This is a genomic window from Pantoea coffeiphila (assembly GCF_016909495.1).
Lineage (GTDB): Bacteria > Pseudomonadota > Gammaproteobacteria > Enterobacterales > Enterobacteriaceae > Erwinia > Erwinia coffeiphila.
Genome location: NZ_JAFBFW010000002.1, coordinates 565039 through 580621, shown reverse-complemented (window position 1 = coordinate 580621; position 15583 = coordinate 565039). Strand labels below are relative to the sequence as shown.

The following is a 15583-nucleotide window of genomic DNA, read 5'->3' as shown; positions in this document are numbered from 1 at the left end:
TTCTCTTACCTGGCAGCTATGGCACGTTGCTGCTGGTAGACAGGGAGTAACATGCCGGATCTCAGTATCCGGCTGACAGCTCACGCCTTGCCGCTTCAGCCCGAAAGTGGCTACGATCGCGGTAAATTTTACCCAACGTTATTTCACTTCCGCCTGCTGTCCACCCTGCCGCGCCAGCGTGCGGGCGAGGATCGTTGAGTAGAGCGGCTGGCCGCCGAGGAACTGTGCCACCAGTGTGGCACCGAGGCAGGTGATAATCATCGGCAGAATCAGCTGATAGTTATTGGTCATCTCCAGCACCAGCACAATCCCGGTCAGCGGCGCGCGCACCGAGGCGGCAAACAGCGCGCCCATCCCGGCAATCGCAAAGGTCGCGGGCTGTAACGCATACAGCGGGAAAAGCTGCGACATCGCCAGACCGAAAGCGGTGCCCAGTACTGTACCTAAAGCCAGCATCGGGGCGAAAATCCCGCCGGGCGCGCCGGAGGAAAAGCACAGCAGGGTGGTCAGCAGGCGCAGAACAAAAACCAGCAGCAGCATCTGTAACGAGAACGTACCCGAAGCAGCCTCGGGGATCAGCAGATTGCCGCCGCCGACGATGGCCGGAAACAGCAGCGTCATCACGCCGCAGGCACCGCCGAGGATCGCCCCGGTGACCACCACTCGCCAGATCCGGCGCTGATAAATCCGCGCGTAGAGATCCTGCATCACGAAAATCAGTTTGTTAAACAGTACTCCTACCGCGCCGAACAGCACGCCAAGCAGCAGATACAGCCACAGCGTCGGCACCGGTGCATCCGTCAGCTGGCCGACATCAATAATCGGCCGACCGCCGTTAAACAGCTGGAAGACGATGCTGGCCATAATCACGCCGATAAACACCGCCTTAATCGAAATCAGGTTGTAGCGGAACTGTGGGCGCATCTCTTCCAGGATAAACAGAATCCCGGCCAGCGGTGCGTTAAACGCCGCGGATAAGCCCGCGGCGGCACCGGTGGCCAGCAGCGAGTGGCGGGCTTCGCCGCTTTTCAGCCGGAACAGGTCAAACACCATGCGGCCAATATTGCCACCCAGCTGCACGGTTGGCCCCTCACGGCCCAGCACCATTCCAGCCCCCAGCGTGCCCAGCCCGCCGAAAAATTTCACCGGGATCACCCGCCACCAGCGAACCGGGCGCAGTTCTTCCAGCGCACCTTCAATCTCAGGAATACCTGAGCCGCCGGCTTCCGGAGCGAACCGCCGGACCAGCCAGTATCCTACCGCCGCCAGCGCTGCCGAAACGGCGAAGGCACACAGGTACAGCTGCCAGCCCGGCAGCACGTCGGCGGTCAGGTTGACGGCGCGCCAGTGCTGAATTGCCTCTACGGTTCTGGCGAAAATTACCCCCACCAGACCAACCAGCGTGCCGACCACGGCGGCGGAAATCAGCACGGCGACCGGCGTTTTATCCCGATTGAGTAAGGCCCGAAACATCCGGTAGCGGGCGGGAGGCGACTGCGGCACATTGACGACGGAAGCGGGTTCGTGGCTCATGGTATGGGCAAGGTTGCTGAAAGATGCCCGGAATTCTAGACCCACATCCCGCGCGATACAAAGGTTACGCCCGGAACTTAATCAACCCGCTGTTCCAGTGCCGAAATCGCCTCCACGCGAGTTTGATGGCGCCCCCCTTCAAACTCCGCGTCCAGCCAGGCATCAACAATCATCTTTGCCAGCTCCAGCCCGACGACTCGCGAGCCGAATGCCAGCACGTTGGTGTCGTTATGCTGGCGCGACAGTCTGGCGGAGTAAGGTTCGCTGCACACCACCGCCCGGATGCCGGGGAATTTGTTGGCGGTAATCGAAATCCCCACCCCCGTCCCGCAAATCAGCAGCCCGGCCTGCGCCTCGCCGTCAATAATCGCCTGCGCCACGGCGCTGGCAAAGTGCGGGTAGTCGGTGCGTTCTGTACCCCAGGTTCCTTTATCGATAACCTCAATACCTCGGTTTTGCAGGTGGGCAATAATGTCTTCTTTCAGGATAAAGCCAACGTGATCGCAGCCAAAAACGATCTTTTTCATACCTTCTTCCTTATATGCTTACTTCACGGTTTGTGTTGGTTTGTGATTAATTGCGTCTTTGTGCGCGAAAATAGCGCAATAAAATCCCGTTTCGGCTCTGTTCTACACCGACGATTCAGTCATTTCAACAGCGGTATAGTGAGTGGCTGGCGTTACTGTTTCCGCTATCAATACGGTCTTTGTCGCTAAGGTGATGAATTTTATCGTGAAGGTGTGATTACAAAAACGCGTTACTTCACGAAAAATAAAACTTTATGAATTTGGAAATATTGTGAAGTTGTTAGCATATTTCAAGCCGCGACTGTGGTGTTATAGTGTCGTCATCATTCATCAGGACAGAAGAGCGCGATGAGCCAGTCTGAATTTGAAAAAGAGCTTCCCCAGGGCATTGGGCTTGCCCCCTGGCTGCGGATGAAGCAGGAAGGCATGACCGACAATGAAAGCCGTATCGTTGACTGGCTGCTGAAGCCTGGCAATTTAAGCGATGCACCGGCGATTAAGGACGTGGCGGAGGCGCTAACGGTATCGGAAGCGATGATCGTCAAAGTGGCGAAGCTGCTGGGCTTTAGCGGTTTTCGCAACCTGCGCGCGGCGCTGATCGATTACTTTTCGCAGTCGGAGCAGGTGCTTCCCGCCGAGCTGGCGTTTGATGAAGCCCCGCAGGACGTCGTCAACAAGGTGTTTAACATCACCCTGCGCACCATTATGGAAGGGCAGTCGATCGTCAACGTTGACGAAATCCACCGCGCGGCACGCTTCTTCTATCAGGCGAAGCAGCGTGATTTGTACGGCGTCGGCGGGTCGAACGCCATCTGTGCCGATATCCAGCACAAGTTTTTACGCATCGGCGTGCGCTGCCAGGCCTATCAGGACGCGCACATTATGATGATGTCCGCCTCGCTGCTGAAAGAGGGCGACGTGGTGCTGGTGGTTTCCCACTCCGGGCGCACCAACGATTTGAAATCTGCCGTGGAGCTGGCCAAAAAGAACGGGGCGAAAATCATTTGCATTACGCACAGCTATCATTCCCCGATTGCCAAGCTGGCGGATTATATTATTTGTTCACCCGCGCCGGAAACGCCGTTATTAGGGCGCAACGCTTCCGCGCGGATATTACAGCTTACCTTACTGGATGCGTTATTTGTTTCCGTGGCGCAGCAGAATATTGAACAGGCAACATTGAATATGCAAAAGACCGGCGCTATTGTGGATTTCTTTTCCCCCGGCGCGCTGAAGTAATAATATAAGCCCGTTCCGCAAAGGAACGGGCAACCCGTACCCCTACAATGAGACTCTTTCCATGAATAAATATCTGAAATTGTTCAGCGGCTGTGCTATGGGCTTAATGTTATCCGCTAATGTATTTGCCGCCGCGGACTATGCGGTCATATTAAAAACGCTATCGAATCCTTTTTGGGTTGATATGAAAAAAGGCATTGAGGAGGAAGCAAAAACGCTGGGCGTTAGCGTGGATATTTTTGCATCAGCCTCGGAAGGGGATTTCCAGTCGCAGCTGCAGCTGTTTGAAGATTTGAGTAATAAAAAATATAAGGGCATTGCCTTTGCGCCGCTCTCCTCGGTGAATCTGGTGATGCCCGTGGCCCGCGCCTGGCAGAAAGGGATTTATCTGGTGAATATCGACGAAAAGATCGATATGGATAACCTGAAGAAAGCGGGCGGCAACGTGGAAGGTTTTGTTACTACCGACAATACGGCGGTGGGTGCCAAAGGGGCGGCCTTTATTATTGATAAGCTTGGTGCAGAAGGCGGTGAGGTAGCGATCATTGAAGGCAAGGCGGGTAACGCCTCCGGCGAGTCGCGCCGTAGCGGAGCTACCGATGCGTTCAAAAAATCTTCACAGATCAAGCTGGTTGCCAGCCAGCCCGCCGACTGGGACCGCATTAAGGCACTGGATGTGGCGACTAACGTATTGCAGCGCAACCCTGGCCTGAAAGCGTTCTACTGCGCCAATGACACGATGGCGATGGGCGTGGCGCAGGCGGTGGCGAATGCGGGCAAAACCGGTAAGGTACTGGTGGTGGGCACTGACGGCATCCCGGAAGCACGCAAAATGGTGGGGGCCGGTCTGATGACCGCCACCGTGGCGCAGAACCCGGCAGATATTGGCGCAACCGGGCTGAAGCTGATGGTGGACGCCGCCAAATCCGGCAAAGTCATCGCACTGGATAAAACGCCCGAATTTAAGCTGGTGGATTCCATTCTGGTAACGAAATAACCGTTATTTAATAAAAGGTCAGTGCTATGGTTGCGCCATATATATCGATGGCGGGGATCGGCAAATCCTTTGGTCCGGTTCACGCATTAAAATCCGTTGACTTAACGATATATCCTCACGAAATACATGCGCTGTTAGGGGAAAACGGCGCAGGTAAATCCACGCTGATGAAAGTACTGTCGGGAATACATGCGCCGACAAAAGGTACCATTACGATTAATGAAATAGATTACGACAGGCTCGATCATAAAATGGCGGCGAAGCTGGGTATTGGTATTATTTACCAGGAGCTGAGCGTGATTGATGAATTAACCGTGCTGGAAAATCTCTATATTGGCCGCCACCTGACCAAAAAAGTGTGCGGCGTGAATATCGTCGACTGGAAAGAGATGCGCGTTCGGGCGGCGATGATGCTGCTGCGTATCGGTTTAAAAGTCGATTTAGAAGAGAAGGTGGCAAACCTGTCCATCAGCCATAAGCAGATGCTGGAAATTGCCAAAACCCTAATGCTCGATGCCAAAGTCATCATCATGGACGAACCCACCTCGTCGCTGACCAATAAAGAGGTGGATTACCTGTTCCTGATTATGAATCAGCTGCGCAAAGAGGGCACGGCGATCGTCTATATCTCCCACAAGCTGGCGGAGATCCGGCGGATTTGCGATCGCTACACGGTGATGAAAGACGGCAGCAGCGTCTGCTCCGGCCGGGTCAGCGAGGTCAGCAACGACGACATCGTGCATCTGATGGTGGGGCGCGAGCTGCAAAACCGCTTTAACCGGATGAAAGAGAGCACCGGCAACGTCGAGCGGGACACGGTGTTTGAGGTGAAACACGTCACCAGCCGCGACCGCAAGAAAGTGCGGGATATCTCCTTTAGCGTTAGCCGCGGTGAAATCCTCGGCTTTGCCGGGCTGGTGGGGTCCGGGCGCACCGAGCTGATGGACTGCCTGTTCGGCGTGGATAAGCGCAGCAGCGGCGAAATTCGCCTCAACGGCAAAGACATTTCGCCGCGATCGCCGCTGGACGCGGTGAAAAAGGGCATGGCCTACATCACTGAGAGCCGCCGGGATAACGGCTTTTTCCCGAACTTCTCCATCGCGCAAAACATGGCTGTCAGCCGCAGCCTGAAGTCCGGCGGCTATAAAGGAGCGATGGGGCTGTTTCGTGAAGCGGAAGAGTGCCAAACCGCCGAAGCGCAGCGCCAGCTGCTGGCGCTGAAGTGCCACTCGGTGGCGCAGAACATCACCGAGCTTTCCGGCGGCAATCAGCAGAAGGTGCTGATCTCCAAGTGGCTGTGCTGCAATCCGGAAGTGATCATTTTTGACGAGCCCACGCGCGGCATCGATGTCGGCGCTAAGGCCGAAATCTACAAGGTGATGCGCGGACTGGCCGACGAGGGCAAGGTCATTCTGATGGTGTCATCCGAGCTTCCTGAAATTATCGCCGTCTGCGACCGCATCGCCGTGTTCTGCGAAGGGCGGCTGACGCAAATTCTGACCAATCGCGACAACCTGAGCGAAGAGGAGATTATGGCATGGGCATTACCACAAGAGTGAAGGGCGATCTGGCAGAGAAAAAGCCGTTCAACTTCGCGCAGTTCTGGGACAAATACGGCACCTTCTTTATTCTGGCGATTATCGTTGCCATTTTTGGCACGCTGTCGTCGGAATATTTCCTGACCGCCAACAACATCACGCAGATCTTCGTGCAGAGCTCGGTGACGGTGCTGATTGGCATGGGCGAGTTCTTTGCTATCCTGGTGGCGGGAATCGATCTCTCGGTTGGGGCGATCCTTGCGCTCTCCGGCATGGTCACCGCCAAGCTGATGCTGGCGGGCGTCGATCCGGTGCTGGCGGCGCTGATCGGCGGCGTACTGGTCGGCGGCGCACTGGGGGCGATCAACGGCTGCCTGGTTAACTGGACGGGGCTGCACCCGTTTATCATCACCCTGGGCACTAACGCTATTTTCCGCGGCATTACGCTGGTGATTTCCGACGCCAACTCGGTTTACGGCTTCTCCTTCGACTTCGTTAACTTTTTTGCTGCCAGCGTGCTCGGCATTCCCGTGCCGGTGATCTTCTCATTGATTGTTGCCGTGCTGCTGTGGTTCCTGACCACGCGGATGCGGCTGGGGCGCAATATCTATGCCCTCGGCGGTAACAAGAACTCGGCGTTTTACTCCGGCATCGACGTCAAGTTTCACATGCTGGTGGTGTTTATTATCTCCGGCGTTTGTGCGGGGCTGGCGGGTGTCGTCTCAACCGCCCGTCTGGGCGCCGCCGAACCGCTGGCCGGAATGGGATTTGAAACCTACGCGATTGCCAGCGCCATTATCGGCGGTACCAGCTTCTTCGGCGGCAAGGGGCGCATTTTTTCCGTGGTTATCGGCGGCCTGATCATCGGCACCATTAACAACGGCCTCAACATCCTGCAGGTACAAACCTATTACCAACTGGTGGTGATGGGCGGGCTGATTATTGCCGCCGTTGCCCTCGACAGACTGATTAGCAAGTAAGGAACGATCGATGAAAATCTCTCCCTCCCTGATGTGTATGGACCTGCTGAAATTTAAAGAGCAGATCGAGTTTATTGACCAGCACGCCGACTATTTTCATATCGACATTATGGACGGCCATTTTGTGCCGAACCTGACGCTGTCGCCGTTCTTCGTTGCTCAGGTGAAAAAGCTGGCAACCAGGCCGCTGGACTGCCACCTGATGGTTACCCGTCCGCAGGACTACATCAGCCAGCTGGCGCAGGCGGGCGCGGACTTTATTACCCTGCATCCGGAAACGCTGAACGGGCAGGCGTTCCGTCTGATCGATGAAGTTCGCCGCCTTGGCATGAAGGTGGGGCTGATCCTCAACCCGGAAACGCCGGTTGAGGCGATGAAATACTATCTGCACAAGGCCGATAAGATCACCGTGATGACCGTCGATCCGGGCTTTGCCGGCCAGCCGTTTATCCCGGAAATGCTGGAGAAAATCACCGAGCTGAAAAATCTGCGCGAGCGGGAAGGGCTGCACTATGAAATTGAAATCGACGGCTCCTGCAACCAGAACACCTACAAGAAGCTGATGGCGGCGGGTGCCGACGTGTTTATCGTTGGCAGCTCCGGCCTGTTCAACAACGCGGAAAATATCGACGACGCCTGGCTACAGATGGCCAGCCAGATCCTGGCGGCGAAAAAAGAGGTGAAGCCCCATGCATATACGGCCTGATGTGGTCGCCGGTGTGGATATGGGGGCCACCCATATCCGCTTCTGCCTGATGGCTGCCGACGGGGCTGTGCTGCACTGTGAAAAACGGCGCACCTCGGAGGTGATTGCTCCCGGAGTGGCCGCTGGCGTGACAGAACGGCTCCAGCGCCAGCTCGCTATGCTGGAAGCGCGCTGCTGCGGCCTGGTGATGGGATTCCCGGCGCTGGTGGGCAAAGATAAGCGCACCATTATCTCCACGCCTAATCTGCCGCTGGCCGCAGACGAACTGCTTAATCTGGCCGAAAATCTGGAGGTGAAGCTGGGCTGCCCGGTAGAGTTTGCCCGCGATGTGAACCTGCAGCTCTCCTTTGACGTGGCGCAAAACGGCCTGGCGCAGCAGCAGGTGCTGGCGGCCTATCTCGGCACCGGCATGGGTTTTGCCATCTGGCTGAACGGCGCGCCCTGCATCGGCGCGCACGGCGTCGCGGGGGAGCTGGGGCATATTCCGCAGGGGGATATGGCGCTGCGCTGCGCGTGCGGTAATCCGGGCTGCCTGGAAACCGTCTGTTCCGGTATCGCCCTGAAGCACTGGTATGAACGAGAGCCGCGCGATTACGCCATCGGCGAAATTTTTACCCATGCAGCCGATGACCCCTTTGTGCAGCAGCTGATTGCCCACGCGGCGCGGGCGATAGCCACCGGTATTAACCTGTTCGATCCGGATGCGGTAATTCTCGGCGGCGGGGTGATGGATATGGCGGACTTCCCCCGCACCGCGCTGATCGCCCAAATCAAGCAGCACCTGCGCCGCCCGCTGCCGTATCAGGCGGTGCGGTTTATCTCCGCATCCTCCTCGGACTTCAACGGCGCGCAGGGGGCTGCCACCCTGGCGTGCGGGCGTTTTATTCCAAAGGTTCAGCACTTAACCGCTTTAAATTAGCTTACCTTGCACCAGGTCAATGATGCCTGAGGTAGCGGTTGTCCCGTTCGTATTTCGTTTTATATTACCGACGCGTTCCGAAGCTTACTGACGTTCATCTGCTTAAGGGAGAATTCCGGAACGACGAATCAGTTTTCACTGAATAAAAGGGATATAACATGAAGATACACTTCCTGGGATCGGCCGCGTCTGAAGGCATCCCCAATCCGTTCTGCCGCTGCAACCACTGCCAGCAGGCAAGACGCCTTAAAGGCAAAGATATCCGCACCCGTTCCTCCGCCATCATTGATGACGTCATGTTGATTGATGTGGCCCCCGAGTTCAGCCAGCAGCTGCTGCGTGACGGGCTGGATGCGAACGGTATCACCGATCTGCTGTTTACCCACACCCATCCAGACCACTTCAACGTGGGCGATCTGTTCAGCCGCATGGAGGGCTACGGATTTGAGGTAGAACACCCGCTGGCCGTCTTCGGTAACGACCGGGCAATTAACGGCTGTGCGGCGGTGCTGCCCGGCTTTACCAAACACCGTTTTGAGTTCAACTGCCTGCCGCCGTTTGTCACCGTCGAAAGCCACGGCTATCGGTTAACCCCGCTGCTGGCAAACCATGCCAAATGGGAGCTGTGCTACGTCTGGCTGATTGAGAAAGAGGGTAAAACGCTGTTCTACGGCCACGATTCCGGCTGGTTCCCGGAACAAACCTGGCAATGGCTGGCGGGTAAGTCGCTGGATCTGGTGGTGCTGGAATGCACTTACGGCTTTAACGGCAACGACCGCAGCGATAACCATATGAGTCTGGAAACGGTGTTCGCCGCGCAGCAGAAGCTCCGCGATATGCACTGCCTGCACGACGCCAGCCAGATGGTGGTTTCCCATATTTCCCACAGCGGCGGTCTGATGCATGAGGAGCTGGTCGCCGCCTGCCGCGCAAACCATATCACCGTCGCTTATGACGGACTGAGCGTCGAACTCAATCACGGAAAAGCGTAAATGGATTTAAATAAAACCCCCCGGCTGCTGATCATGATGTTTGTGCAGTACTTTATGCAGGGGGCATGGAACATGACCATGGGACTGGTGCTGAGCACTTACGGCATGGCGACGATTATCGGTTCATCGTATGCGCTGCTGGGCCTGGCGACCATCCTGTCGCCGCTGTTTATCGGTATGGTGGCAGACCGTTTTTTTGCCTCGCAGAAGGTGATGGCGATTCTGCACCTGATTAACGCCGCCGTGCTGCTGTGCGTGCCGCAGTTTATTGAGGCGCACAATACCGGTATGACCCTGCTGCTGATCTTCCTGGTAGGGCTGCTGTTTTATCCCACCACCGCGCTGGCGAACAGCATTAGCTTCAGCCATATCGACGGCGTGAAGTCCTTCCCGGTGATCCGCGTGTTCGGCACCTTCGGCTTTATGGCGGTGGGTTTTATCATCGGCCAGATGGGCTATTCCGGGGATACCATCACCTGGTACATCGCTGCGGCAACCGGGGTGCTGCTGGGGCTGTACTGCTTTACCCTGCCGGATACGCCGCCGAAGGCGAAAGGCCGCGCGCTGACCCTGCGCGATCTGCTCTGTCTGGATGCGCTGGCGCTGTTTAAAGATCGTAACTTCTCCATCCTGATGCTCAGCATCTTTGTGCTGATGGTGCCGAAAACCGCCTACTCGGCTTATATTCCGGTGTTCCTCAAGGCGCTGGGCTTTGATAACGCCGCATCCATGATGCAGGTCGGCATCGCCTGCGAAGTGATCTTTATGTTCCTGCTGTCTTACTTCCTGCTAAAGGCGGGCTTTAAGGTGACGCTGATGATGGGGGCGGTGTGCTGGATTGTGCGCTCGCTGCTGTTTTCCCACGCTGCGATCGACGCCAGCATGATGTATGTGCTGATTGGCCTGATGCTTCAGGGCTTCTGCTGGGACTTTTTCTTTACCGTCGGCGATATCTATGTGGACCGTAAAGCACCTCCCGAAATTAAAGCGCAGGCGCAGGGGCTGCGGTTTATCGTTTCCAACGGTTTTGGCCTGCTTTTCGCGTCGACCCTGTGCGGGCAGATCTTTAACAGCACGGTGACCGGGGAGGGCGCGGAAGCGCTGCCGCAGTGGGAAAGCTTCTGGATCTACCCGGCGATTGTCGCGGCGGTGGTTTCCCTGTTCTTCTTTATCTTCTTCAGGGACGATTTGTCGCAGCGGAAAACCGCAGCGCCGCTGAACGCCGCCAATCCATAATCCTGCGTATTTCACCGGCCTGTAGAGCGTTTGACTCTGCAGGTCGGCTTCGTTTCCTGTCAGTATTCCATTCCATTCCATTCCATTACGTTCCGGTCTGCCTGCTGCTTCTTTGACGATCCGCTGTGTCATTACGCTGTGCTCTGGTGCGGACTTTGCATTCTGACGTCAATTCTCTTCCCGGGCCTGATTTCACACAAATCTGCAAATTCTTGCTATGAAAAGCAGGTCTGGTTTAGTGGAATTTTTTTTCTAACGACGTGATTTTTTGAAATGAAATACTTGTTAATGATGAAAATTTATGAAGCGGTTACCCGTAACGTTTTCAATAATATCCCTATTAGTTACCCGTTTAAGTAAAAAAAACATGGTTAATCATGCAGTAATGGCGGTTTCGTGTAATGAAATGTAAAGTCGAAAAACTGAATATTAATGAAACTAAAAGGTCATTTTGTGATTTGTGTAGAATTTTGATTTCGATTTGAGTGCTATGTTATCAGCAGGTAAAAAACGGAAGAGTGATGAATCTTGCTGAGATGATGAAATAGGGGTCACCAACGCGTCTGACGCGATTGAGGCAGAAAGGAACCTGAATCGTTGTTGCGGACACTCCCTGGAGGAAGCGTACAGTCGAAGACCGAAACGGTCTGGAAGGCGGTATGAGCTGACGTGGGTGAAATATATTATCTCATCATGACCGTTAATAGATTGTGCGGAAAATTTAAGGTTTAAATTGAATAAGTAAAATGTATCAGGGGGAGTAACAATAAGTTTTATTATCGTGCCAGGTTGGTTATTTCGTATTTTTTAATTATTAAATAGAACCCTTTACCCTGCTTAAAAACGCCAGGAAAAATTTCATTTCCTCATAAATGAGGCGGTGAGGTATTACTTTATTAAATTTCCGGGGTTTGCGAGTCATTTAATGAAAGGATATGTATATGTCTTTATTGATGAATCTTAATACGCAACAACGAAAACGATTACATCAGATAACATTAGTAGCAACGTTCGGCGGCCTGCTGTTTGGCTATGATACCGGTGTTATTAATGGTGCCTTTTCTTCATTAAAAGAAAACATGGCTCTGACGCCGGACACCGAAGGTCTGGTGATGAGCGTCCTGCTGATTGGTGCTGCACTCGGCAGTATCGGCGGCGGTAAAATGGCTGACTTCTTCGGCCGCAGAAAGTACCTGATTTATCTCTCCTTTGTCTTCTTTATTGGCGCAATTTTATCTGCCGCCGCGCCAAACGTCACCAGCCTGCTTATTGCCCGATTTATCCTCGGATTCGCCGTAGGGGGAGCCTCGGTAACCGCCCCAACCTTTATCTCGGAAGTGGCCCCGACGGAAATGCGCGGCAGGCTGACCGGGCTGAATGAAGTCGCGATTGTTATTGGCCAGCTGGCCGCCTTTGCGGTGAATGCGGTCATCGGCCTTATCTGGGGGCATTTGCCGGAGGTCTGGCGCTACATGCTGCTGGTACAGGCGCTGCCGTCCATTTTCCTGCTCATCGGTATGTGGCGTGCACCGGAAAGTCCGCGCTGGTTAATCAGTAAAAACCGCCGGGAAGAAGCGCTGGCGATTTTAAAACAGATCCGTCCTGAAGCGCGCGCGGTGCAGGAATACCAGGACATCATCACCTTAATTGAGATTGAAAAAGAGAAGAAGCTGCACACGCAAAGCGCCACTTCGGTGATCTTCAGCACGCCGTGGATCATGAAACTGATTCTGGTGGGTATTACCTGGGCCGCCCTGCAGCAAACCACCGGCGTTAACGTCATTATGTATTACGGCACGGAAATCCTGAAAACCGCCGGCTTCTCCGAAAAAATGTCGCTGATCTGTAACGTGCTGAACGGCGTCTTCTCCGTTGGCGGTATGATCTTTGGCGTAATGTATCTGGTTGACCGCTTCAAACGTAAAACGCTGATCGTCTACGGTTTTGCGCTGATGGCAACGCTGCACCTGATTATTGCCGGTGCCGACTACTTCCTCGTTGGGGATATGAAAGCCACCGTTATCTGGCTGCTGGGGGCGATCTTCGTTGGCGTCATGCAGGGCACCATGGGCTTCCTGACCTGGGTGGTACTGGCTGAACTGTTCCCGCTGAAAGTTCGCGGTCTGTCGATGGGTATTTCAGTCTTCTTTATGTGGGTGATGAACGCGATCGTCAGCTACCTGTTCCCGTTACTGCAGGCAAAACTGGGTCTGGGTCCTGTCTTCCTGATCTTCGCCGTTATTAACTATCTGGCCATTCTGTTCGTCGTCAAGGCACTTCCGGAAACCTCCAACAAATCGCTGGAGCAGCTGGAAGAAGAACTGTCTGCCGGAAACTGATAGCGTGATAGTGTGGATTCAATAAAAAGGAGGCGGACTATGATTGATATTATTACCGTTGAAAACCTGCATCTTGGACGGCAGGCAAAAAATAAAGCCGAAGTGTTAGAGATGGTCGGTAAAGAGTTTAAGGCTAAAGGGTATGTAAACCAGGACTGCGTTGCTTTTCTGAATGAAAGGGAGCATCAGGTTTCGACTTTCCTCGGCAACGGCATCACCCTGCCGCATTTACCGAAGTCGGAAAATCATATCATCGTGAAAACCGGCATTGAGATTTTCCAGTTCCCGGATGGCGTGATCTGGGATCGGAATAACGTCATGTTTATTGCAATTGGCGTAATAGCAAAAGAGAAAGAGCACATCGATGTCCTGCGTGATGTGGCTTCTATCTTTAGCGACGAGATTATCTCTAATGCACTCTCATTAATTTCCAGTGAAAAAGATTTCCTGAGAATTCTTAACCGGAAATAACATCCTCACCCATAGATACGTTGCGTATCTATGGGTTTTCTTCCCATTAGCTCATACCAATGCCGATTAATGTATTCACCAGGCCTGCGGTCATCAGTACCACACCGGGCACCAGGAAGTTGAGATCTTTCTTGCTGTAAAATTGCGTCATTAAACCCAGCCCTACCGCAAACATCGGCAGGGAAATGATGGAAAATGTTGACATGCTGGCTCCTTTCTCTCTTGAGAATAATCCTATACTGACTTTTCTGATTTGCCACCCCGATTAAAAAATAATTATCATTTGTTAAGAGTGGTTTTGTTTATTATCAATAAGTTAATGTTTTTTATTTTTGTTTTTTCGGCATTAAACCTTAGCGCTACTGATTGCTACGCCACCTGATAGTGGTGCTGTCAGGCTCTTTTTTGTTACGTGGCGTTATTTTTGCATCCGAAGCGAACGCTCAGCCTGATTTTCCGATTTCCAATTCTGGTGCCGAATGATTTTTATATCCTGGCCCGGTCTTGATCGCTGTGCGCTTGCGCAACATTGCACGCGCCTGCATGTCGGAACAGGTAAATTCGGAAGTTTCTGGCAGTTTTAATCTTCGACCGTTAAGGAGTGCGACGTGGCAATAGCAAATTTTGCCTCGTGGCGTAATTTTCTCAGGTGTATACCGTTAGTGCAGCACGAATAATCTTAATTAAGGACATTGTTTGTTTGATTCACAAGCAGGACGACTAAAAGGAATTAACCATGAAAAAAAACATCGTGATGGCCATCCCACTTGCGCTGATGTCGCTGGCGCTGATGACGGGAAACGGCAGCGCTGAGGACAGCGCCTGTGAAGTTGACGGATTAACGCGGGCTCCTCAGCCCTGCGATAAACTCCTGCCTAATGTGAAGAATATGCTGACCTGGAATCAACAGCAGCGAACCGTGGGTTTTCGTAACGATTACCGCAACTACCCGGGGGATCGCTTCCGGCACGGTGATAACATTTATCCCTTGCTGCGGCAGGAAAAACAGCTGATGGATATCACTTATCAGTACCAGGGCAAGGTGCATCATTATAAGGACTACGTTAAAAATCAGGATCTACAGGCGCTGTTGATTATCAAAGACGGCAGGGTCGTGCTGGAAAAGTATTACCACGGCAATACCCCAACGACACTGTGGACCTCGCGTTCGGTCGGCAAATCCATCGTCTCAACCCTGGTGGGAATCGCCATCAAGCAGGGAAAAATTCATTCTCTCGACGATCAAATTACGCGCTATGAGCCGGACTTTAAGGGAACGGCGTGGGATGGCGTAACGCTAAAACAGCTGATCCAGCATACGTCCGGCGTCACCTGGAACGAAAACTACGCCGATCCACATTCTGATTTCTCTACGCTTACCCAGTGCGAAGCTAAATCGGGGACCTATGACTGTGTCTACAACCTGGTACACGGCCTGAAGCGCGACCCGTCGATCAAACCCGGCGAGGTGTGGTCTTATAACACCGGCGGTGCGTGGCTGCTGGGCGATGTTCTGGAGAAAGCGACGGGAAAAACCATCGCGCAAAACCTGCAGGATAGCATCTGGATGCCGTTTGGCATGGCCAGTGACGGAATCTGGCACGCCTATGAGAAGGACAAGCACGACATGGGCGGCCACGGTTTTAACGCCACGCTGGAAGACTGGGGGCGCTTCGGTCTTTATATTCTGGGAAACGGATTCCTGCCTGACGGTAGCGCCACGCTGCCCGAGCACTGGCTGGAAGAGGCCACCAACTGGACCAAAGCGAAGAACTCCGTTTCGGCGGGTTATCCCGAAGGGGTTTACGGCTATGAGTGGTGGAACCATAACGTGCCGGTCAATGCTGAAAACGTGGCGCCCAAAGGCGACGGCAACCCGAAGGAGGGCATGTGGGCGATGGGTATCTACGGCCAGCTGATAGCCATCAATAAGAATGAGAATCTGGTGATGGTGCAGTGGTCTACCTGGGAAGATGCGGAACCGGCCGCCGATCGGCAGCCTCTGGAAAACTCCGTGTTCTTTAATGCGGTGGCGGAGGCGCTGAAAAAACCGTGATGCTTTTTGCCCGTCAGCCAAATCAGCATCTTCCCGGGGCCTTTTGCCCC

The 15583-nt window shown here is 53.9% G+C and carries 14 protein-coding genes; 11 read left to right on the top strand and 3 right to left on the bottom strand.

Features of this window, described 5'->3' with window-relative positions; translation table 11 throughout:
• Nucleotides 1-138: 138 nt before the first annotated feature.
• Complete coding sequence (gene clcA, locus JOE09_RS08375) at nucleotides 139-1473, bottom strand: H(+)/Cl(-) exchange transporter ClcA (RefSeq protein WP_205065635.1); 1335 nt, start codon at nucleotides 1471-1473, stop codon at nucleotides 139-141.
• Between the two features lie 137 nt (nucleotides 1474-1610).
• Entirely contained in the window at nucleotides 1611-2060 is a 450-nt protein-coding gene (gene rpiB / locus JOE09_RS08370) for a bifunctional allose-6-phosphate isomerase/ribose-5-phosphate isomerase RpiB (protein WP_205065442.1), read from the bottom strand.
• A 348-nt stretch (nucleotides 2061-2408) separates the two neighbouring features.
• Here rpiB and JOE09_RS08365 point away from each other — a divergent pair, with 348 nt between their 5' ends.
• From JOE09_RS08365 to JOE09_RS08320, 10 genes are all read left to right on the top strand, one after another.
• Complete coding sequence (locus JOE09_RS08365; protein ID WP_205065441.1) at nucleotides 2409-3299, top strand: MurR/RpiR family transcriptional regulator; 891 nt, start codon at nucleotides 2409-2411, stop codon at nucleotides 3297-3299.
• 61 nt (nucleotides 3300-3360) lie between these two features.
• Nucleotides 3361-4296, top strand: coding sequence for a D-allose transporter substrate-binding protein (gene alsB / locus JOE09_RS08360; protein WP_205065440.1), 936 nt, complete (start codon nucleotides 3361-3363; stop codon nucleotides 4294-4296).
• A 26-nt stretch (nucleotides 4297-4322) separates the two neighbouring features.
• Complete coding sequence (gene alsA / locus JOE09_RS08355) at nucleotides 4323-5855, top strand: D-allose ABC transporter ATP-binding protein AlsA (protein WP_205065439.1); 1533 nt, start codon at nucleotides 4323-4325, stop codon at nucleotides 5853-5855.
• On the top strand, nucleotides 5834-6814 hold the full coding sequence (alsC, locus tag JOE09_RS08350) for a D-allose ABC transporter permease (protein WP_205065438.1): 981 nt from the start codon (nucleotides 5834-5836) through the stop codon (nucleotides 6812-6814). The genes alsA and alsC overlap by 22 nt, the downstream gene beginning before the upstream one ends.
• Nucleotides 6815-6824: 10 nt before the next feature.
• A complete protein-coding gene (gene alsE, locus JOE09_RS08345) occupies nucleotides 6825-7520 on the top strand; it encodes a D-allulose 6-phosphate 3-epimerase (RefSeq protein WP_205065437.1) in 696 nt (231 codons plus the stop codon).
• Entirely contained in the window at nucleotides 7504-8439 is a 936-nt protein-coding gene (gene alsK, locus JOE09_RS08340; RefSeq protein ID WP_205065436.1) for an allose kinase, read from the top strand. Before alsE ends, alsK begins: the two co-directional genes overlap by 17 nt.
• A 158-nt stretch (nucleotides 8440-8597) precedes the next feature.
• Entirely contained in the window at nucleotides 8598-9431 is an 834-nt protein-coding gene (locus JOE09_RS08335) for an MBL fold metallo-hydrolase (protein WP_205065435.1), read from the top strand.
• The gene (locus JOE09_RS08330; RefSeq protein WP_205065434.1) at nucleotides 9432-10667 is read left to right on the top strand and encodes an MFS transporter; all 1236 of its coding nucleotides are present in this window, start codon (nucleotides 9432-9434) and stop codon (nucleotides 10665-10667) included.
• 941 nt (nucleotides 10668-11608) lie between these two features.
• A complete protein-coding gene (locus tag JOE09_RS08325; protein WP_205065433.1) occupies nucleotides 11609-13006 on the top strand; it encodes a sugar porter family MFS transporter in 1398 nt (465 codons plus the stop codon).
• Between the two features lie 39 nt (nucleotides 13007-13045).
• Nucleotides 13046-13477 (top strand): PTS mannitol transporter subunit IIA, encoded by a 432-nt coding sequence (locus JOE09_RS08320; protein ID WP_205065432.1) that lies wholly within the window; start codon nucleotides 13046-13048, stop codon nucleotides 13475-13477.
• 46 nt (nucleotides 13478-13523) lie between these two features.
• Here JOE09_RS08320 and JOE09_RS08315 read toward each other — a convergent pair whose 3' ends face one another.
• Nucleotides 13524-13682 carry a hypothetical protein gene (locus JOE09_RS08315; RefSeq protein ID WP_172606527.1) on the bottom strand — a complete coding sequence of 53 codons (159 nt, stop codon included), beginning with the start codon at nucleotides 13680-13682 and terminating at the stop codon, nucleotides 13524-13526.
• A gap of 531 nt (nucleotides 13683-14213) precedes the next feature.
• Here JOE09_RS08315 and JOE09_RS08310 point away from each other — a divergent pair.
• Nucleotides 14214-15533, top strand: a complete 1320-nt coding sequence (locus JOE09_RS08310) for a serine hydrolase domain-containing protein (protein WP_239552991.1) — start codon at nucleotides 14214-14216, stop codon at nucleotides 15531-15533.
• The last annotated feature ends 50 nt before the right edge of the window (nucleotides 15534-15583 follow it).

What these genes read in the sequence shown, in the direction of transcription:
- clcA (WP_205065635.1), bottom strand. Translation starts at nt 1,473, where the DNA reads ATGTTTCGGGCCTTACTCAATCGGGATAAAACGCCGGTCGCCGTGCTG.
- rpiB (WP_205065442.1), bottom strand. Translation starts at nt 2,060, where the DNA reads ATGAAAAAGATCGTTTTTGGCTGCGATCACGTTGGCTTTATCCTGAAA.
- JOE09_RS08365 (WP_205065441.1), top strand. Translation starts at nt 2,409, where the DNA reads ATGAGCCAGTCTGAATTTGAAAAAGAGCTTCCCCAGGGCATTGGGCTT.
- alsB (WP_205065440.1), top strand. Translation starts at nt 3,361, where the DNA reads ATGAATAAATATCTGAAATTGTTCAGCGGCTGTGCTATGGGCTTAATG.
- alsA (WP_205065439.1), top strand. Translation starts at nt 4,323, where the DNA reads ATGGTTGCGCCATATATATCGATGGCGGGGATCGGCAAATCCTTTGGT.
- alsC (WP_205065438.1), top strand. Translation starts at nt 5,834, where the DNA reads ATGGGCATTACCACAAGAGTGAAGGGCGATCTGGCAGAGAAAAAGCCG.
- alsE (WP_205065437.1), top strand. Translation starts at nt 6,825, where the DNA reads ATGAAAATCTCTCCCTCCCTGATGTGTATGGACCTGCTGAAATTTAAA.
- alsK (WP_205065436.1), top strand. Translation starts at nt 7,504, where the DNA reads ATGCATATACGGCCTGATGTGGTCGCCGGTGTGGATATGGGGGCCACC.
- JOE09_RS08335 (WP_205065435.1), top strand. Translation starts at nt 8,598, where the DNA reads ATGAAGATACACTTCCTGGGATCGGCCGCGTCTGAAGGCATCCCCAAT.
- JOE09_RS08330 (WP_205065434.1), top strand. Translation starts at nt 9,432, where the DNA reads ATGGATTTAAATAAAACCCCCCGGCTGCTGATCATGATGTTTGTGCAG.
- JOE09_RS08325 (WP_205065433.1), top strand. Translation starts at nt 11,609, where the DNA reads ATGTCTTTATTGATGAATCTTAATACGCAACAACGAAAACGATTACAT.
- JOE09_RS08320 (WP_205065432.1), top strand. Translation starts at nt 13,046, where the DNA reads ATGATTGATATTATTACCGTTGAAAACCTGCATCTTGGACGGCAGGCA.
- JOE09_RS08315 (WP_172606527.1), bottom strand. Translation starts at nt 13,682, where the DNA reads ATGTCAACATTTTCCATCATTTCCCTGCCGATGTTTGCGGTAGGGCTG.
- JOE09_RS08310 (WP_239552991.1), top strand. Translation starts at nt 14,214, where the DNA reads ATGAAAAAAAACATCGTGATGGCCATCCCACTTGCGCTGATGTCGCTG.